We start from the raw sequence: 16,278 nt of genomic DNA, 5'->3' as shown, positions 1-16,278 counted from the left end.
TCAAGAGGTCTGGACCAAGAAGAACGGGCCCGCGCGGGAAACCCCGCACGAGCCCGCCCCGCGCCGCTACGATGCCCGGCGCGCTCCCCGGCCGTCCGTCCGTCAGGTGCCGGGCTTGCGCCCGTACACGTACACGTCGTCACCGGTCTTCAGCATGCTCCAGTACTTCTTCGCGTCCGCCGAGCGCATGTTCACGCAGCCGTGCGAACCCGGCGGGGACCACACGCTCCCCGCGATCGAGTGGAACGCCTCGCCGCCGTCGAAGAACTGGCTGTACGGCATGGCGACGTGGTAGATCGTCGAGTAGTGGTTGATGTGCCGCCAGTAGATCTTCTTCAGGCCGGTCCGCGTCTCGTACCCGTTGCGGCCCGTCCGGACCGGCACCGGCCCGAACTTGAGGGTCTTGCCGTCCTGTATCCAGCTCAGCTGCCGGGTCAGGTCGACGCAGGCGATGCGGCCCTTGTTCGTGGGGCACTTGCCCGCCTTGTTCGGCGTGCGGCCGGCGGCCTTCTGGGCGTTCATGATCTTCATGACGCCCCAGGTCACCGGTCCCGCGTAGCCCGCGTTCGGGTAGATGCCGTTCTTCGTCTGGAAGGCGCGTATCGCGTTGCAGTCCGCCGAGGACTGCTTCCCGTCCACGGGCCGCCCGAGGAACTTCTCCACGTCCTTCTGGTACGGCCCCTTGGTCGCCGTGCACTTCGCGGCGGCGTGCGCCGTGCCGCCCCCCGCGACGACCGGAGTCACCGCCATCACGGCCACCGCGAGGGCCGCCCCCGCGCGCCGTCCCGCTGTCGCTCTCGCTCCCATGCTTCCCCTTCCCCGCCTGACCGCCGTGCGACGGCCTCACTCCCTAGGACATCCGGGAGCCGCGGGAGGTTGCGGTGACGGGACGGCGTACCGCGACAACTACCCGACAATTTCAGCGGGTTGGGGACCCCTCCAGTGCCTCGCGCACCGTGCGCACCGCCCGCTCCGTGTCCTCGCGGGTGATGTCCAGGTGGAACACGAACCGCAGCCGCCCCGGGTACGCGGCGCACAGCACCCCGCGCCGCGCGAGGCGGTCCCGCACCTCGTCCGCGGTCAGCCCGGGCCCGGGCTCTGCGAAGACCATGTTGGTCTGCGCGGGCTCGACCACCAGTCCCGGAACGTCCTTCATCCCCTCCGCGAACAGCGCGGCGTGCGCGTGGTCGTCGGCCAGTCGCGGCACGTGGTGCTCCAGCGCGTGCAGCGCCCCCGCCGCGAGGACACCGGCCTGCCGCATCCCGCCGCCCAGCGCCTTGCGCCAGCGCAGGGCGCGCCCGATGAACTCCCGCGAGCCCAGCAGCGTGGAGCCGACCGGGGCGCCGAGGCCCTTGCTGAAGCAGACCGAGACGCTGTCGAAGTTCCCCGCGATCAGCCGCGCCTGCTCGAACGGGTCGCCGCCCTCGGCCACCGCGGCGTTGAACAGCCGCGCCCCGTCCAGGTGGGTGGCCAGCCCGTGGTCCCGGGCGAGGCCGGTGGCCGCGCGCAGGTAGTCCAGCGGGACGGGCCGGCCGCCGATGGTGTTCTCCAGGCAGAGCAGGCGGGTGCGCGGGAAGTGCGGGTCGTCCGGCTTGACCGCCGCCGCGATGTCGGACAGGTCCAGCGTGCCGTCCGCGCGGTGCGGCAGCGCGTTCGGCTGGATGCCGCCCAGCACGGCCGCGCCGCCGCCCTCCCAGCGGTAGACGTGGGCCGACTGCCCGGCGATGTACTCGTCGCCGCGACCGCAATGGGTCAGCAGGGCGCACAGGTTGCTCTGCGTACCGGAGGACACGAAGAGCGCGGCCTCGAAGCCCAGGCGCTCGGCGATCCGCTCCTGCAGGGCGTTGACGGTGGGGTCCTCCCCGAAGACGTCGTCCCCCACCGGGGCGTCGGCCATCGCCCGGCGCATGGCCTCGCCGGGCCGGGTGACGGTGTCGCTGCGCAGGTCCAGGACACGGGAAGGGGCTTCGTCGCCGCCTCGGCTGACTTCAGTGGCATCGGTGTTCGGCATGCACTCACCCTGCCACGCCCGGCTGTGCGGCCCGCGGCCGGTACGATCCCCGGGTGAAGCCCTACTGGCACGTCGTTCTGCCGCCGCTGTGCGCCTGACCGGGCGCACTGACTGACGGTTCCGACCCGCGCCCCCGGCAGGCCATGCGCCACCCGGGGCCGCACCGGTGCGCCCGCTGCGAATCCGCTCCTTCCGATTCGTGACGAAAGGCCACCCCTGTGCCGGATCTCCCTCCCGCGACTCCGTCCGCCCCCGCACGCCCGCTCACGGCCCGCACGCCCGCCGGCCGCGCCCGGTTCACCCACGGCGCCCTGCCGATCCTGACCGCCGCACTGCTGTGGGGCACCACCGGGACCGCCGCCTCCTTCGCACCCGTCGGCGCGCCGCCCGCGGCGGTCGGCGGCGCGGGTCTCGTCCTGGGCGGCCTCCTCCTGCTGGCCGGTGCCCGGGGCGTCCCGGCGCTGCTGCGATCCACCGGGCACGGCCGTCCGCCGCTGCTCGCCGTCGGTGCCCTCGCCGTGGCCGGGTACCCGCTCGCGTTCTACCCGGCGGTCTCCCGGACGGGCGTCGCCGTCGCCACCGTGATCGCGCTCGGCAGCGCCCCGGTCTTCACCGGACTGCTGGCCTGGGCGGCCGGCCTCCACCGGCCGGGCCCGCGCTGGACCGCCGCCACCGCGACGGCGGTGCTCGGCTGCGCCCTGCTCGTGCTGGGCGGGGGCGGGGGTGCGCACACCCGCACCGATGGCACGGGCGTCGCCCTCGCGGCCCTGGCCGGGCTGTCGTACGCCGTCTACTCGCTCGTCGGCGGCCACCTCATCGGGGGCGGCCACGCCCCCGGCGCGGTGATGGGCGTCCTCTTCGGCGCGGCCGGGGTCCTCACGCTGCCGGTCGTCCTGGCGTCGGGGGCGACGGCGTGGCTGCCGACCCCGCGCGGGGCGGCGGTCGTGCTGCACCTCGCGCTGTTCACCACGTTCCTTGCGTACCGCCTCTTCGGCCACGGCCTGCGCCGTACGACCGCCGCCGCGGCCACCACGCTCACGCTCGCCGAGCCCGCGGTCGCCGCCCTGCTGGGCATCGCCGTACTGGGCGAGCGCCTCGGCGCGCTGTCCTGGACGGGCCTCGCGGTGCTCGGCCTGGCCCTGGCGGCGCTGTCCCGCGAGGGCGGGTGAGGGATCAGAGGGCGTGCTGGAGCGGCTGCGGCCCGGCGTACAACTCGGAGAAGGGATGGCTCGACGCCGCGCCGCCCGCCTTCCGCGACAGCGGCAGCCACAGCGCGAGGTTCAGACTCGTCCGGTCGAAGACCTTGCGCGCGCCGAGTTCACCGGCGGCGCGGCCGGCCTCGGCGGCGTCGAGGTGTTCCAGTGCGGCGAGGGCGTCGCGCACCGCGGCCCTGTCCGACGTGGAGTCCGCCGCGCGCACGCGGAGCAGCCCGATCTGCCGTTCGTCCGGCTGGTGCAGCAGCCAGACGGCCGCCAGTCCGTGCCCGGCGGCTTCTTCGAGGACGGCAGTCCACGCACCCTCCAGGACGCGTTCCGCGTGCTCCTGTCCCGGGCCGGACCAGCGCTCCAGGCGGCTCACGTGGTGCGTCGATGCGAGCGGCGTGAGGTCGTGCGCGCCGACGACCCGCCAGGTGTGGCGGTCGAGGCGGGTGAAGAACGGCCGGTTCCAGAAGGTGACACCCGGCTCGAGTTCGAGCTGATCGGTGAAACGTACATACGCGACGGCGTTCTCCCAGGTGTCGAAGAGATAGCGGCCGCCGACCTCATGGACGCCGAGGTCCTCGTCCCTTCGCAGGGGCAGGTATTTGTGGTGCATGCCGGGGCGGCCGTCCATCGCGGGACGGTCGCCCTCCGCGAGGCCGGCGATCTGCCCGATCGACAGGTCGCCCGGCAGGTCGAAGTCGGACGTGAAAGCGGCCTCGGCGGCGATCCGTCCGGTGGGGTAGTCGCGTACGTCCACGTGTGTCCTTTCGCGTCCCGCCCTCTGGCGGCACGCCGGAGCGGGCCCTGCGGCGCGTCCCGCGGTGCTGCCGAGTCTCACATCGGCGTCGGCGGCAGGTCGTCCTCCACGCGTTCGCCCTCCGCCTGCGACGGGGTGGTGTGGGGGACGTCGGGGTGGATCTCCATGGTGCTGCGCTCGGCGGGGTCGTACTCCCGCTCTCCCTCCGCCTGGGAGGGGGTCTGCAGGTAGATGCGGGGATCGGTGTCGGAAGCCCTGGAACTCACGGTGCTCCTCCTTCGCCGTATCCCTCCATCGTGCTCCTTCAGGCGCGGCGGGGCGAAACCAGCAGGAAGGAGGCCCGGCCGCCGCGGTCGCGGTGGAGCGTGCACTGCCAGCCGTGGGGTTCCAGCAGCGCCCGGCACCGCTCGAGCGCCGCCTCGGCGGGGTCGTCGCCGGGCGAGGGCCAGGACACCTCGGCGACGCCGTCCTGCGCGGCGGCGGGGGCCACGGCGTAGCCCGCCCGCATGGGGCGGCCGGAGTCGTCACGGGCGGACGGCGGAAGGCCGGCGGCCTCCAGGGCGAGGGCGACCGCGTGGACGAACCGGTCGCGTTCCCAGGGCGCCGGGCGGCCGGTGTCGCCGTCCTGCAGGACGCGCCGGATCTCCAGCAGACCGGACCAGGCCGCCCCGACCTCTGCGGTGCGCGAGCCGGACACGGGACGTCCGGAACCGGAACCGGAACCGGAACCGGAACCGGGACCGTGGCCGTCGTCGGCGGTGAACCCGGACGTCCCCGCTTCCGCGCCGTGCTCTTCGCCCGCCGGGGCGGCGGGCTCCGCCGCCGGGAGATCGGTGCGGGCCAGTTCACCGCGGACGCGCAGGCCCTCCGGGGTCAGGTAGTGGCCGCCGGTGCGCCCGTACCGCACCGCGAGGCCCTGCTTGACCAGTGCCGCGCACGTCGCCTCCCGCGCGCCCAGCAGTCCGGTGTTCGCGTCGGACTCCAGCAGGGCTCTGCGCTGCGCGGCGGTCAGGGGCATGAAGCGCAGCCTATGTGCCCCACGCCGGGCCCCGGAATGCCCTACACTCGAAATTCGAGCAGCTGTTCGAACGAAGGGCGGAGGCGGGCACGACCATGGTCGAACCGGAGCGGTACCAGGACCAGGACCCGGAGCCCTGCGTGCTCTACATCCGCTGCGGCGGCACGGACCCCGCGACGCTCACCGCGCTGGCCGGACTGGTCGGCCAGTTCACCCCGATCGTGCGCGTCGAACGGCCGGACGCGGTCGTGGCCGACGTGCGTCCCGCGGTGGGCTTCTACGGCCTGCTGCCGGAACAGCTCGCCCTCATGATCAGCACCCGGGCCGCCGGACTGTACGACGTGCGCCTCACGATCGGCGTCGCCGGCAGCCGCACGGTCGCGTACATGGCCGCGTACGACATCCTCGCCGGGCGTATCCGGGCCGTGGACGCCGATCCCGGCGCCGTCGCCGACTTCCTGCGCCCCCAGCCCGTCGCGGCCCTCCCCGGGATCACCGCGGACGCCGTCGGCGCACTGGTCGCGGCCGGGCTGGGCACCGTCGGACGGGTGGCGGCGGCCCCGCTGCCCGAGGTGCAGCGGATCCTCGGCGCCGGTCCGGGGCGGGCGGTGTGGGACCGCGCGCACGGTGTCGACGCGGGCCCCCTCGTCCCCGAGTCGCCACCCCGCTCGCTCGCCGCGGACCGCCTCTTCACGGCCGACGCCACCGACCGGGGCACGCTGAGCCGGGCCGTGATCGAACTCGGCCTCGGCCTCGGCGACCGGCTGCGCAGCACCGGCCGTACGGCGACCGGCCTCACCCTCACCGTCCGGCTCGGCGGCGGTTCCTCGGTCAGCCGCAGCCGTACCCTGCCCGCCCCCACCTCCGACCCGGGCGAACTGGCCGAGGCCGCCTTCGGCATGCACGAGGCCCTCGGCGCGCACCAGGCCCCCGTCCGCGCGGTGGCGCTGCGCGCCGAGGGGCTGTCGGCCGCCGACGCCGTGCCCGCCCGTCCCGTGCCCGCGGGCGCCGTGCGGAGCCGCGCCGTGCTGCCGTCGACCTTCGCGGTGCACCCCGTTCAGGAGGAGCGCCGGATGTCCTCCTGAACCGCCGCCTCCAGCAGCGCGGCCATCAGCTCGCGGCCGTCCAGCGGCCGCGGCTGCGGGGACCGCCGGGCCCGTGCCATGTCCGCGAAGCACGGGTCGCAGACGGCCAGCGGGAGGTGCGGGATGCCGCAGTCGCGGACGGTGTCGTCCCCCCGCCCGCAGACATCGCAACGCCAAGATGCCGCCACATGTTCGATGGTGCCCGGTCGGGGCGCTTCGCAACAGGGCGCGACCGGCCCGCGACGCGACGTCAACCTCCGCCGCCCCGCGGGCCGTTGGTCCCACCGGTGCCGTTCCCGGCACTACTCGTCGCCGATCACCCGCAGTGTGTGCGCCCGCAGCGCGCACGCCACCATCCCGTCGGCGGTGTGCCGCAGTTGCGGCTCGGACGCCGGGTGGTGTCCGGAGATCAGGTCCACGATGCGGTAGGCGGCCTCCTCGTCCTCCGCCGCTATGCACACCAGCACCGTGCCGTTGCCTGTCCCGGGCGTGGCGTCCGTTCCCTGTGCCATGCGTCCCCTCCGTCCGTCTCGGTCCGTCGCCGTCACGGTGGACGCGACGGAAGACCGCGGCGCCGCTGCCCCGGTTCTGCCCGGGCCGGCCGTTCACCCGCACGAAGCACAGGGCGGTGCGCGGGGCTTACGATGAGCGGCCGGCAGTCGCACCCGGAGAGGACACCTTGGCCAAGCAACGGATTCCGGTCGTCGTCCTCGCGGGATTCCTGGGTTCGGGAAAGACCACGCTCCTCAACCACCTGCTGCGCACCAGCGGCGGGACGCGCATCGGCGCGATCGTCAACGACTTCGGCAGCATCAACATCGACGCCCTGTCGGTGGCGGGCCAGGTGGACTCGATGGTCGCCCTCGACAACGGGTGCCTGTGCTGCGCGGTCGACGCCACCGAGATGGACGACATGCTCGCCCGGCTCGCCCGTCCGCAGGCCCGGATCGACGTCATCGTCATCGAGGCCAGCGGGCTCGCCGAACCCCAGGGCATGATCCGGCTGCTCCTGGCCAGTACGAACACCGCCATCACCTACGGCGGACTCGTGGAGGTCGTCGACGCCGCGGAGTTCGAGGCGGTCCGGGCCCGCCATCCCGAACTCGACCGGCATGTGCGCGCGGCCGACCTCGTCGTCCTCAACAAGACCGACCGCGTGGACGCGGAGGCGCTCGGCCGCGTCCGCGACACCCTCGGCGCGCTGGCCCCGGACACCCCGCTGGTCGAGGCCGCCCACGGCCGTGTGGGAGCCGACCTGCTCTTCGACCCGAGGCCCCGCCCGGTCGACGACGCGCCCGCGCGCCAGCTCTCCTTCGAGGAACTGTCGGCGGACCACGCCGTCGGCGACCACGAAGGGCATCTCCATGCCGCCTACGAGAGTGTCGAGTTCACCTCCGACACCCCCCTGCACCCGCGCCGCCTGGCGGAGTTCCTCGACGGCCGCCCCGCCGGGCTGTTCCGCATGAAGGGCTTCGTCCGCTTCGCCGCGCCCGGCCACCCGCAGAAGTTCACCCTGCACGCCGTCGGCGGCTTCCTGCGCTTCACGTCCTCGGCCTGGGCCCGCGGGGAGTCCCGGGCCACCCGCCTCGTCATGATCGGCTCCGGCCTGGACGCCGAAGGCCTGCGCAAGGCGCTCGACGCCTGCGTCGCCGACCCGGAGGCCGAGATCCCGGAGGACGCCATGCTCGGCGTCCTGCGCTATGTGCGGCCCTGAGGCCGTCGCCGTCGCGCCCCCCGGCCGGCCAGGCACGCGCACAGCACGGCGGCCGTGAGCGGGATCAGCGGGAGGAGGATCCCGATCGTCCAGTTCGGGACGCTGTGATCGGTGACCACGTGCGTACCCCACCAGGTGCGCACCACGGACACCACTTCCCCCGGCCGGCCCTGGTACCGCACCCTCACCGGATCGTGGGACGCGGCCGGGACCGCCTCCGTCCCGAGCGGCCGCCCGGTGCACTCCGTCGGCGCCCGCCCGCGCTCCCCGTTGCGCTTCTCGCACGTCAGGAGCAGGACGCGTTCCTCCCGGCCCAGCGCCCCCGTGTCGAAAGCCCCGTGGGCGGCCGTGAAGGCCGTCACCGCCAGCAGCAGCGCGGTGAGCAACGACCACGCCAGGCAGGCGGCCTTCCCGCTGCCACGCCTGCGCCGCTTCGCGAGCACACCCTCAGCCTAGGCCGTCCGCACGGCCTTCCGCGGGTCAGGGGAACCCGACGACCAGCCGCACCCCGTCGTCCGCGAAGCGCCCCGCCGTCGCCCGCGTCACGGCGAAGACATGCGGCCAGTGCGACTCCTCGCCCAGCCCCGGCGGGGGCGGCCCCGTCACCTCGCGGACGTCGGCGGGCCGTTCGGCCGGCACCAGCCACTGTTGGAACGACCGGGGCCAGGCGTCCGACGTCCAGGACAACGGCCCCGCGAAGTGGGCGGGAGCCGCCGCGGGGGCAAGTCCGGCCGGCTCGGACCACGTGACCCAGGTCGCGTCGTCGGTCTCGCTGCCGTCCGCCCCGCGCAGGGAGGGCGCCAGACCGCTGGACAGATCGCCGGGCAGGCCTCGTCCCGCCGCGAGAGGCCGGAAACCGGCGGAGTCGCGAACCCCGAACAGCAGGCCGAAGGCCGCGTAGTCCTGTTCGTCGTGGAGCGGCCACAGATCCATGGCCTTGACCCAGGGCTCACCGTCGTAGAAGCCGGTGTCCGCCCCGGGGCGCCGGAACTCGATGCCGCCGTGGATGTCCGTGCTCATGGCCCGCACCCGTAGAGGCGGGGCCGGCCGGGGCGCGCGGGATCGACGCGCGGTGCGGGTCAGCGGCCGCGCAGGGCACCGGCCGTGGTGCCCGCGCGTTCGCGCAGGAGGACGCGCAGGGTGTTGGCGTGCTCGTAGCCGACGCGGCGGGCGACGACCTCCACGGGGAGGTCGGTGGTGCGCAGCAGGTGGGAGGCCCGTTCCACCCGGAGGTCCTGGACGAAGCGGACGGGGGAGACGCCGAGCACGCGGCGCACCGCGCGCTGGAGCGTGCGTTCCCCGACACCGAGGGCCCGCGCGGCCTCGGCGATGCCGACCGGCTCGTCGAGCCGGTCGCGCACCCATTGCTCAAAGGCGGCGACGGTCGGGTCGTGCTGGGCCAGCGCGCTGGGGATGATGTACGCCGACTGCGACGGCCGGTGGTCGACGACGAGGTAGCGGGCCACCAGGTCGGCCAGCGCCGGGCTGCTCATGCGGACGACGGCGAGGGCCAGGTCGACATGGCCGAAGGCGGCGCCCGCGGTGGTCACGCCCCCGCACGTGGTGACCATCCGGGTCTCGTCCACGGTGACGGCGGGGTAGCGCCGCCGGAAGACCGGCGCGAGCCACCAGCTGGTGGTCGCCCGGAGCCCGTCCAGGACGCCGGACTCGGCCAGCAGGAAGGTCCCCGTGCACGCCGAGGCGATCGGCCGGCCCTCCTGCCGGGTACGGGCCACCAGCCGCCGCACCGGGGCCGTCGCGTCCCCCGCCACACGTTCCAGCAGGGCGTCCGGGCGGCGTTCCGCGAGCGCCGGCACCAGCAGCAGGTCCGCCCCCGCGGCCGCCGCGAACGGCGCCGCGGCGACGGTGTGCCCGGCGCCGGTGCGCACCCGGCGGCGGGAGCCGACGGTCGTCACGTTCCACTCCGGCGGGGGCTGGGGCAGCTCCCCGCGCATGGCGTTGGCCGCCTGGAGCACGTCGAGGATCGCGGAGAGCCCCGAGTCGAAGACCCCGTCGTACGCCACCACGGCTATGTCCATGACGGGAATGCTATCGAACATGCCGTATCCGACACTGGGGGAGGACGTGTCGCGCCCCTAGCGTTCTCGGTGTCCGGAACAGCAGGAACACCGGACTACCGGAACAGCCGGAACACCAGAAACGGGAGCACGTGATGACGAAGATCGGTCTGCTGGTCCGTATCGAGGCGAGGCCCGAGCACGCGGGCGAGGTCGAGGCGATGCTGCGCGACGCCCTGGAGCTCGCGGAGGCGGAGGAGGGGACGGTCACCTGGTTCTCGTTCCGCGAGAGCCCCACCGTCTTCGGGGTCTTCGACTCCTTCGCGGACGAGACCGGCCGCACCGCCCACCTCCAGGGGCGTATCGCCGAGGCGCTGAAGGAGGCGACCGGGACGATGCTCGCCTCCCCGCCCGACATCCGCCGGGTCGACGTGCTCGCGGCCAAGCTGCCGTGACGCGATGACCGGAACCACGGTCGTCAATCTCAAGGGCCACCGCGACGACCCCGACTACGCGGACGTCGTCTACGTCGGCCGCCCGGCCCACCGCGGCGGCTGGCACCTGCCGGGCTCGCCGCTGGCCAGCCCCTTCCGGCCGGGGCCGGACGGCACCCGTGAGGAGGTCCTGGACATGTACCGGGACCACCTGCTGTCGCGGCCTGACCTGCTCGCGATGCTGCCCGGCCTGCGTGGCCGGCGCCTGGGCTGCTGGTGCGTGCCCGAACCGTGCCATGCCCAGGTCATCGCGGAACTGGCCGACCGCGACTGACGGTTGACGCGGGCGCGCCGGCGATGTCCCGATCCGTGGGTCACGTGTCCCCATGGACCCGGGCCGGCGCGCCCCGTGCGCCGCAGACTGGAGCTGTCGGTGCCCCGGGCCCCCGCCGGGGCGACACCACGAACTTCCTGGAGACACGCCATGGCCGAGATCATCGCGGACGTCGAGGTACCCGAGACCAAGCTGGTGCACGAGGCGACGGAGCTGGTGCGGGACGCGGCGTCGCCGGTCGTCTTCCACCACTCGCGCCGGGTCTTCTTCTGGGCCTCGATGCGCGGCCGCCTGCGCGGTTGGGACTACGACCCGGAACTGCTCTACGTCGGCGCGCTCTTCCACGACCTCGGGCTGACCGAGCGGTTCGCCCGGACGGACCAGCGCTTCGAGATCGACGGCGCCGACGAGGCCCGCCGCTTCCTGCTGGAGCACGGGGTCGCCGAGGACCGCGCCCGCCTGGTGTGGGAGGGGATCGCCCTGCACACCACGCCGGAGATCCCCTGGCACATGGCGCCGGAGATCGCCCTGGTCACCTCCGGGGTCGAGGTGGACGTGCTCGGCATCGGCTACGACGAGATCCCGGCGGAGCAACGGGAGGCGGTCGTCGCCGTCCACCCGCGGCCGGACTTCAAGAACAACATCCTCAAGGAGTTCACCCACGGCATCGCGCCCCGCCCGGACACCACTTTCGGCAATGTCAAGGCCGACGTCCTGGAGCGCTTCGTGCCCGGCTACGTCCGCGGCAACTTCGTGGACACCATCCTGGAGTCGCCCTGGCCCGAGTGAGCGCCGACGTGCCCCCGCACGACTCCGTCCCCGCTCAACCCCGGTCGGCGAAGGCCCCGTTGGGGCGGGTGGTGCGGAAGCGCTCCCGGTAGGCGCCCGGGCTGACGCCCAGCCTGCGGCGGAAGGCGCGCCGCATCGTCTCCTCCGACCGGAACCCGCTGCGCCGTGCGACGGTGGACAGTGCCTCGTCGCCCGCCTCCAGCAGGGCCTGGGCCGCCTCCACGCGGACCCGCTCCACGTACTCCGCGGCGGTGCCGCCGGTCTCGCTGCGGAACAGCCGGGTCAGGTGACGGGGCGACACCCCCGCCCGGCCGGCGAGCGCCGGCAGGCTGTGGTCGCCCACCGGGTCGGCCGCCACCTCGTCCAGCACGTCGCGCAGCACCGACTGCGGGGCGTGCCTCGACGTCTGGCGCACGCTGAACTGGGACTGCCCGCCGGGCCGCGCCATGAAGACCACCAGGTACTTGGCGGTGGCACGGGCGACCTCCGCCCCGTGGTCGGACTCCACGAGCGCCAGCGCCAGATCGATGCCGGCGGTGATCCCGGCCGAGGTGATGAAGCGGCCGTCGCGCACGAAGATGGCGTCGGAGTCCACCGTGATGCCGGGGTAGCGGGCGGCCAGATCTGCGGTCAGCCGCCAGTGCGTCGTGGCGCGGCGTCCGTCCAGCAGCCCGGTCGCCGCCAGCGGGAACGCCCCGGCGCACACGGCTGCCACGGTGCGGGAGCGCTCCGCGAGCCGGGTGACGGCCTCGATGAGCGGCGCGTCGGAGACCGCCGCCCACCAGTCGGACCGCCCGGGCACGACGAGCGTGTCCACGGCGAAGTCCACCGCGTCCAGCGCCATGTCGGGCACCAGCGGCAGCCCGGCCGTGCTGGTCACCGGCTTGCCGTCGAGGGAGGCCGTGTACGTGCGGTAGCCCGCGCCGTACTCGTTGGCCGTGGTGTACACCTCCAGCGGCCCGGCGACGTCCATCAGCTGCACCCCGTCGAAGAGCACGACCAGGACGCGGTGCGGTGCCGTCCGGCCGGGGGACGTGGTGCCGGTGTTCACGCCGAATGCCTCTCCGTCGGTCGCTCCGGGCCGGCCGTGCCGGACCTCGGGGTCACGACCATCATCGCCCCACGGCCGGGCGGTACCCCGTCGCGGTGGCCGTCACACCGGCTGGGCGGACCCGGCGGGGGTGACGGGCCGGTGGAGCGGCGCCAGGCAGCGTGTGGTCACCACCCGGTGGGTGTGGTCGTCGTCGTGGATGGCGGTCGAACCGGCCAGCCGTCGCACGATGTCCAGCCCTCGTCCGTGCTCGTCCGCCGGGGTGCCGTCGACCGGTCCGGGCGCCCGCGACCTGCTGTCACCGGTGTCGGTCACGGTGATCACCAGCCCCCGCCCGCAGATGGTCAGCCGCACCGACATCTCGGTCCGGCCGTGCCGCGCGGCGTTGGCGGCGAGTTCGTCGACGATCAGCTCGGCGCAGTCCCGGTCCTCCGTGGCCAGCCCCCACATCACCAGCATCTCGGCCGTGAAGTGCCGGGCGGTGCTCACGTAGGCGGGTTCGGCCGGCTGCACCAGTTCCGCCGATTGTGTGGAGAGGATGTCTGCGGACATGACCCCGGCCCTTCAGCGATGAGATCCGCGCTCCCCATGACCGCGGGGAACCGCCGCCCACGCCGAGCGGGTGTCGCGCCCCGGCGGAGCCGGGCGGTTAGCGTGGACGGGTGCGTCTACTTGTGATGTCCGATACGCACGTGCCCAAACGTGCCAAGGAGCTGCCGTCCGAACTCGTGGGCCTGATCGCGCACGCGGACGTCGTCCTCCACGCCGGCGACTGGGTGGACGAGGCGACCCTCGACCTGCTCCTGGCGCGCGCCCGGCGCGTGATCGGCGTCCACGGGAACAACGACGGCCCCGGTCTGCGCGCCCGGCTGCCGGAGGTCGCGCACGCCGAGCTCGGCGGCCTGCGGTTCGCCGTCGTCCACGAGACCGGGCCGGCGCAGGGGCGGGAGCGGCGCTGCGAGGAGCGCTTCCCCGATGTGGACGTGCTCGTCTTCGGCCACAGCCACATCCCCTGGGACTCCACGGCGCCCGGCGGAATGCGGCTGCTCAACCCCGGTTCGCCGACCGACCGCAGGCGGCAGCCGCACCGCACCTACCTGACGGCGGAGGTGACGGGCGGCGCGCTGACGCACGTCGTCCTGCACCGGCTGCCGCCGCGACCCTGACGTCGCACGCCGCGCGCCGCCGTCAGTGCTCCAGGGCCGGTCCGCCCGCCGGCCGCATCCGGGCGCCGGCGGGGGCGTCCGGCACCGCCGCCGCGTCCTTGACGAAGGCGACGCCGGCCGGGGGCAGCAGGGACAGCACCGCCTGCCGGTGGGCGTCGCTGGTCTCCTCGTCGTACGGGTCCGGAGTGGCGGGCACCTGCATGCGCAGCACGGGACCGGAGCCCAGCCGCGCGTAGCCGCGTCCCGGGGGGACCTCCGCGGCGGACGTCGTGCCCTGGGGCGCGCCCAGCACGGCCTGCGTCTGGTCGGCGGTCACCGCCCCCAGCAGCACTCGCGCCCGGGTGTGCGCGACGACCACCTGCGACAACGCGTCGGCGGTGTCCAACTGGTCGGCGACGGCCACGGTGACCCCGGCCCCGCGCCCGTGGCGCAGCGGCACGTCCAGCAGTTCCTGGGGGTCGGGGCGGCCCTCGGCGTGCGCGAGCTGGGTCAGCGCGGTCGGCCGGTCGACCAGGATCCACAGGGGCCGCCGCACGTCGTCCGGGGCGCCCCGGCCGGCCTGCCGGGCCCGGTTGACGGCGATGAGCCGCCGCTCGGTCTCGTGCGCGGCCCACTCGAGGGTGGCCAGCGCGCCGGCGAGCCCGCTCTCCACCGCCAGTACGCCCGGCCGTCCGTTCAGGCAGGCGTACTCCCCGGTCCCGCTGCCGTCGATGACCACGAGGTCGCCGTCCGGGAGGGCCTGCAGCGCGACGGAGCGCAGGAGGGTGGTGGTGCCGGTGCCCGGCCGGCCGAGCGCGAGCAGGTGCGGTTCGGTCGAACGCGGCCCGGTGCGCCACACCACGGGCGGCGCGTCGCGGACCTCCTCGCCGTCGGTGACGGGCACCGTGCGCTGCACGGCCTCGGCGTCGGTGAAGCCGAGCACGGTCTCGCCGGGCGCGGTGACGAAGCGCTGGGCGGCGATGCCGGTGGGCAGCGGAGGGAGGGCGCAGATTGTGAGGTGGTTCTCCTCCTCGTTCCAGTCGAAGCGGTACTCCCGGCCGCGCCCGGCCTTGGCGTGCAGGACGTGCTCGACGCGGGCGCGCGACACGGACTCGCCGTCGGTGAAGTACGCCGGGTACTTCAGGTGCAGCCGGGTCAGCCGCCCGTCCTCGAACTCGTAGTCGCCGAAGACGTTCTCCCAGCTCCCGTCGTGCGCGTACAGCGGGCTGGGGTCGCCCGGGTCCGACAGGTAGGGCACCAGCGACTCGTACAGCGCGGTCAGCCGGTCGTTCTCCGCGCCGCTGGGACCGCTCGGCGCAGGGGTGCGGTCCCGGCCCATCCACGCCGCGGAGCCCATGAGCGCGGCGACGGCCAGGTAGGCGCCGTACGGCAGGAGCACCAGGAGCAGGAAGCCCGCCCCGACCGAGGCCATGAGCGCCGGGCCGCGGCGGTCCTGCGGGGTCTTGCCCCACCAGGCGCGCAGCCAGCCGAGCTGGCGGCGCATCCCGCGGGAGATCACGATCAGCGGGTGGAGCACATCGGTGGCGCTGTCGGCGACGCCGCGCGCCATGTCGCGCCCGCGGGCGAGCGCGAGGCGGCTGCTCAGCAGAGTGGGGAGGGGGCGCCGGACCACGAGGAGCTCCAGAGATCGTTGCGGGACGGGAACGGGAACGGAGACGGGCCCGGTGCGGGGAGGCGCGCCGGGCCCGGTGCGTGGACCGTGCGGTGACGGCCCGGCTAGAACTTGATCCCGCCCAGCAGGCTCGCGAGGCTCGCCCCTCCGGCCTTGATGCTCGGGGCGATGGCGGTGCCCGCGAGGTAGAAGCCGAACAGGGCGCAGACGAGTGCGTGGGAGGCCTTGAGGCCGTCCTTGCGGAAGAAAAGGAAGACGATGATGCCGAGCAGGACGACGCCTGAAATGGACAGGATCATGGGGCTACTCCTGTGTGATGGGGACTGTCACCATGAGTTGTTCCAGAATTACAGAAAGTAATAAGATCTGAAAACCAGCAAATGGGTGATTTATGGAAAAATTCCCCTGATCAGCCCTCAAGGGCGGTTTCTCCGGCGTGATCCTTGCCGGTCGCCCGGCGTGTCATGTGGCAGGCCCCGCCGACGGAGCAGTGAAGTCCCCCGAACGAGTGATCGCCGCCGCCGGGGTCCGGCCATGGCTTCTCGTACCGTCCCCGCCCGCGGGTCGTGCGGGAACCGGGCATGCGGCGGGTGTGAAGGTGGTTGACGCTGCATAAGGTGGATCACACGGATCCCGCGCAGCCCCCGTCCATTCGAGTGAGGAACGATGAGCGAGCCGACCCCGCAGGCCGAACCGGCGCACGACCCCGAGGTGCTGCAGCTCGCGGCCAAGGTCTTCGACCTCGCCCGCCAGGGCGGAACCGAGACCCTGGTGGCCTACGTCGACGCCGGTGTGCCCGCCAACCTCACCAACGACCGGGGCGACACGCTGGTGATGCTCGCCGCCTACCACGGCCACGCCGCCACTGTCACCGCCCTGCTGCGGCGCGGCGCCGACCCCGACCGTCCCAACGACCGCGGCCAGACCCCCCTGGCCGGTGCCGTGTTCAAGGGTGAGGACGAGGTGGTCCAGGCCCTGCTCGACGCCGGGGCCGACCCGGCCGCCGGCACCCCGTCCGCCATCGACACCGCCCGCATGTTCGGCAAGACCGAGCTGCTCGAACTCTTCGGCGCCGCGTGATGCCGCG

The 16,278-nt window shown here is 74.1% G+C and carries 22 protein-coding genes; 8 read left to right on the top strand and 14 right to left on the bottom strand.

The window, feature by feature from the left end:
• Positions 1 to 102 precede the first annotated feature (102 nt).
• On the bottom strand, positions 103 to 750 hold the full coding sequence (locus ACFYXS_RS13710; RefSeq protein ID WP_389247968.1) for a L,D-transpeptidase family protein: 648 nt from the start codon (positions 748 to 750) through the stop codon (positions 103 to 105).
• Positions 751 to 919: 169 nt separating this feature from the next.
• Positions 920 to 2,011, bottom strand: coding sequence for a low-specificity L-threonine aldolase (gene ltaE / locus ACFYXS_RS13705; protein WP_389247399.1), 1,092 nt, complete (start codon positions 2,009 to 2,011; stop codon positions 920 to 922).
• Between the two features lie 218 nt (positions 2,012 to 2,229).
• Between ltaE and ACFYXS_RS13700 the strand changes: the two genes are divergently transcribed.
• On the top strand, positions 2,230 to 3,180 hold the full coding sequence (locus ACFYXS_RS13700) for a DMT family transporter (protein WP_389247397.1): 951 nt from the start codon (positions 2,230 to 2,232) through the stop codon (positions 3,178 to 3,180).
• Between the two features lie 4 nt (positions 3,181 to 3,184).
• On the opposite strand, the gene ACFYXS_RS13695 is transcribed toward ACFYXS_RS13700, so the two are convergent.
• The 3 genes from ACFYXS_RS13695 to ACFYXS_RS13685 form a co-directional block, all read right to left on the bottom strand.
• Positions 3,185 to 3,970: a hypothetical protein gene (locus ACFYXS_RS13695; protein ID WP_389247394.1), complete on the bottom strand. Its 786-nt coding sequence runs from the start codon at positions 3,968 to 3,970 to the stop codon at positions 3,185 to 3,187.
• 77 nt (positions 3,971 to 4,047) lie between these two features.
• Complete coding sequence (locus ACFYXS_RS13690; RefSeq protein WP_389247392.1) at positions 4,048 to 4,236, bottom strand: hypothetical protein; 189 nt, start codon at positions 4,234 to 4,236, stop codon at positions 4,048 to 4,050.
• Positions 4,237 to 4,274: 38 nt separating this feature from the next.
• A complete protein-coding gene (locus ACFYXS_RS13685; RefSeq protein WP_389247389.1) occupies positions 4,275 to 4,988 on the bottom strand; it encodes a hypothetical protein in 714 nt (237 codons plus the stop codon).
• A gap of 95 nt (positions 4,989 to 5,083) precedes the next feature.
• On the opposite strand from ACFYXS_RS13685, the gene ACFYXS_RS13680 reads away from it, so the two are divergent.
• The gene (locus tag ACFYXS_RS13680; protein ID WP_389247386.1) at positions 5,084 to 6,073 is read left to right on the top strand and encodes a hypothetical protein; all 990 of its coding nucleotides are present in this window, start codon (positions 5,084 to 5,086) and stop codon (positions 6,071 to 6,073) included.
• Here ACFYXS_RS13680 and ACFYXS_RS13675 read toward each other — a convergent pair.
• Complete coding sequence (locus ACFYXS_RS13675) at positions 6,046 to 6,261, bottom strand: hypothetical protein (RefSeq protein ID WP_319660631.1); 216 nt, start codon at positions 6,259 to 6,261, stop codon at positions 6,046 to 6,048. The genes ACFYXS_RS13680 and ACFYXS_RS13675 overlap by 28 nt on opposite strands.
• A 114-nt stretch (positions 6,262 to 6,375) precedes the next feature.
• Complete coding sequence (locus ACFYXS_RS13670; RefSeq protein ID WP_389247384.1) at positions 6,376 to 6,585, bottom strand: hypothetical protein; 210 nt, start codon at positions 6,583 to 6,585, stop codon at positions 6,376 to 6,378.
• A gap of 167 nt (positions 6,586 to 6,752) precedes the next feature.
• On the opposite strand from ACFYXS_RS13670, the gene ACFYXS_RS13665 reads away from it, so the two are divergent.
• On the top strand, positions 6,753 to 7,787 hold the full coding sequence (locus tag ACFYXS_RS13665; RefSeq protein WP_389247382.1) for a CobW family GTP-binding protein: 1,035 nt from the start codon (positions 6,753 to 6,755) through the stop codon (positions 7,785 to 7,787).
• On the opposite strand, the gene ACFYXS_RS13660 is transcribed toward ACFYXS_RS13665, so the two are convergent.
• The 3 genes from ACFYXS_RS13660 to ACFYXS_RS13650 are packed head-to-tail and all read right to left on the bottom strand — an operon-like array spanning position 7,772 to position 9,826.
• Entirely contained in the window at positions 7,772 to 8,230 is a 459-nt protein-coding gene (locus tag ACFYXS_RS13660) for a hypothetical protein (RefSeq protein ID WP_389247380.1), read from the bottom strand. The two genes, ACFYXS_RS13665 and ACFYXS_RS13660, sit on opposite strands and share 16 nt — an antisense overlap.
• Before the next feature lie 37 nt (positions 8,231 to 8,267).
• Positions 8,268 to 8,807, bottom strand: a complete 540-nt coding sequence (locus ACFYXS_RS13655) for a hypothetical protein (RefSeq protein WP_389247377.1) — start codon at positions 8,805 to 8,807, stop codon at positions 8,268 to 8,270.
• A 59-nt stretch (positions 8,808 to 8,866) separates the two neighbouring features.
• The gene (locus ACFYXS_RS13650) at positions 8,867 to 9,826 is read right to left on the bottom strand and encodes a GlxA family transcriptional regulator (protein ID WP_389247374.1); all 960 of its coding nucleotides are present in this window, start codon (positions 9,824 to 9,826) and stop codon (positions 8,867 to 8,869) included.
• A gap of 134 nt (positions 9,827 to 9,960) precedes the next feature.
• Here ACFYXS_RS13650 and ACFYXS_RS13645 point away from each other — a divergent pair, with 134 nt between their 5' ends.
• The 3 genes from ACFYXS_RS13645 (at position 9,961) to ACFYXS_RS13635 (ending at position 11,362) form a co-directional block, all read left to right on the top strand.
• Entirely contained in the window at positions 9,961 to 10,260 is a 300-nt protein-coding gene (locus ACFYXS_RS13645) for a putative quinol monooxygenase (RefSeq protein ID WP_389247372.1), read from the top strand.
• A 4-nt stretch (positions 10,261 to 10,264) separates the two neighbouring features.
• A complete protein-coding gene (locus ACFYXS_RS13640; RefSeq protein WP_389247369.1) occupies positions 10,265 to 10,573 on the top strand; it encodes a DUF4326 domain-containing protein in 309 nt (102 codons plus the stop codon).
• Positions 10,574 to 10,723: 150 nt separating this feature from the next.
• Positions 10,724 to 11,362, top strand: coding sequence for an HD domain-containing protein (locus tag ACFYXS_RS13635; protein WP_389247367.1), 639 nt, complete (start codon positions 10,724 to 10,726; stop codon positions 11,360 to 11,362).
• A 34-nt stretch (positions 11,363 to 11,396) separates the two neighbouring features.
• Here the strand turns inward: ACFYXS_RS13635 and ACFYXS_RS13630 are convergent, their stop codons facing one another.
• Together ACFYXS_RS13630 and ACFYXS_RS13625 are read right to left on the bottom strand one after the other, a co-directional pair.
• The gene (locus tag ACFYXS_RS13630; protein WP_389247364.1) at positions 11,397 to 12,413 is read right to left on the bottom strand and encodes a GlxA family transcriptional regulator; all 1,017 of its coding nucleotides are present in this window, start codon (positions 12,411 to 12,413) and stop codon (positions 11,397 to 11,399) included.
• 102 nt (positions 12,414 to 12,515) lie between these two features.
• Positions 12,516 to 12,965, bottom strand: a complete 450-nt coding sequence (locus tag ACFYXS_RS13625; protein ID WP_389247362.1) for an ATP-binding protein — start codon at positions 12,963 to 12,965, stop codon at positions 12,516 to 12,518.
• A gap of 110 nt (positions 12,966 to 13,075) precedes the next feature.
• On the opposite strand from ACFYXS_RS13625, the gene ACFYXS_RS13620 reads away from it, so the two are divergent.
• Positions 13,076 to 13,579 (top strand): metallophosphoesterase family protein, encoded by a 504-nt coding sequence (locus ACFYXS_RS13620; protein WP_389247359.1) that lies wholly within the window; start codon positions 13,076 to 13,078, stop codon positions 13,577 to 13,579.
• 22 nt (positions 13,580 to 13,601) lie between these two features.
• Here ACFYXS_RS13620 and ACFYXS_RS13615 read toward each other — a convergent pair whose 3' ends face one another.
• Complete coding sequence (locus ACFYXS_RS13615; protein ID WP_389247356.1) at positions 13,602 to 15,191, bottom strand: hypothetical protein; 1,590 nt, start codon at positions 15,189 to 15,191, stop codon at positions 13,602 to 13,604.
• Positions 15,192 to 15,295: 104 nt separating this feature from the next.
• Positions 15,296 to 15,490, bottom strand: a complete 195-nt coding sequence (locus ACFYXS_RS13610) for a hypothetical protein (protein WP_018534760.1) — start codon at positions 15,488 to 15,490, stop codon at positions 15,296 to 15,298.
• A 367-nt stretch (positions 15,491 to 15,857) separates the two neighbouring features.
• On the opposite strand from ACFYXS_RS13610, the gene ACFYXS_RS13605 reads away from it, so the two are divergent.
• Positions 15,858 to 16,271, top strand: a complete 414-nt coding sequence (locus ACFYXS_RS13605; RefSeq protein ID WP_389247353.1) for an ankyrin repeat domain-containing protein — start codon at positions 15,858 to 15,860, stop codon at positions 16,269 to 16,271.
• Positions 16,272 to 16,278 lie beyond the last annotated feature (7 nt).

The sequence above is a fragment of the Streptomyces sp. NPDC002574 genome (assembly GCF_042889545.1).
GTDB lineage: Bacteria > Actinomycetota > Actinomycetes > Streptomycetales > Streptomycetaceae > Actinacidiphila.
The sequence above is the reverse complement of the archived record's forward strand: the minus strand, read 5'-3'. Positions and strand labels throughout refer to the sequence as shown.

Excerpts from the sequence above, each read along its gene's own strand:
- ACFYXS_RS13635 (WP_389247367.1), top strand. The coding sequence starts at position 10,724 with ATGGCCGAGATCATCGCGGACGTCGAGGTACCCGAGACCAAGCTGGTG.
- ACFYXS_RS13710 (WP_389247968.1), bottom strand. The coding sequence starts at position 750 with ATGGCGGTGACTCCGGTCGTCGCGGGGGGCGGCACGGCGCACGCCGCC.
- ACFYXS_RS13670 (WP_389247384.1), bottom strand. The coding sequence starts at position 6,585 with ATGGCACAGGGAACGGACGCCACGCCCGGGACAGGCAACGGCACGGTG.
- ACFYXS_RS13645 (WP_389247372.1), top strand. The coding sequence starts at position 9,961 with ATGACGAAGATCGGTCTGCTGGTCCGTATCGAGGCGAGGCCCGAGCAC.
- ACFYXS_RS13610 (WP_018534760.1), bottom strand. The coding sequence starts at position 15,490 with ATGATCCTGTCCATTTCAGGCGTCGTCCTGCTCGGCATCATCGTCTTC.
- ACFYXS_RS13605 (WP_389247353.1), top strand. The coding sequence starts at position 15,858 with ATGAGCGAGCCGACCCCGCAGGCCGAACCGGCGCACGACCCCGAGGTG.
- ACFYXS_RS13650 (WP_389247374.1), bottom strand. The coding sequence starts at position 9,826 with ATGGACATAGCCGTGGTGGCGTACGACGGGGTCTTCGACTCGGGGCTC.
- ACFYXS_RS13625 (WP_389247362.1), bottom strand. The coding sequence starts at position 12,965 with ATGTCCGCAGACATCCTCTCCACACAATCGGCGGAACTGGTGCAGCCG.
- ltaE (WP_389247399.1), bottom strand. The coding sequence starts at position 2,011 with ATGCCGAACACCGATGCCACTGAAGTCAGCCGAGGCGGCGACGAAGCC.
- ACFYXS_RS13655 (WP_389247377.1), bottom strand. The coding sequence starts at position 8,807 with ATGAGCACGGACATCCACGGCGGCATCGAGTTCCGGCGCCCCGGGGCG.
- ACFYXS_RS13680 (WP_389247386.1), top strand. The coding sequence starts at position 5,084 with ATGGTCGAACCGGAGCGGTACCAGGACCAGGACCCGGAGCCCTGCGTG.
- ACFYXS_RS13640 (WP_389247369.1), top strand. The coding sequence starts at position 10,265 with ATGACCGGAACCACGGTCGTCAATCTCAAGGGCCACCGCGACGACCCC.
- ACFYXS_RS13685 (WP_389247389.1), bottom strand. The coding sequence starts at position 4,988 with ATGCCCCTGACCGCCGCGCAGCGCAGAGCCCTGCTGGAGTCCGACGCG.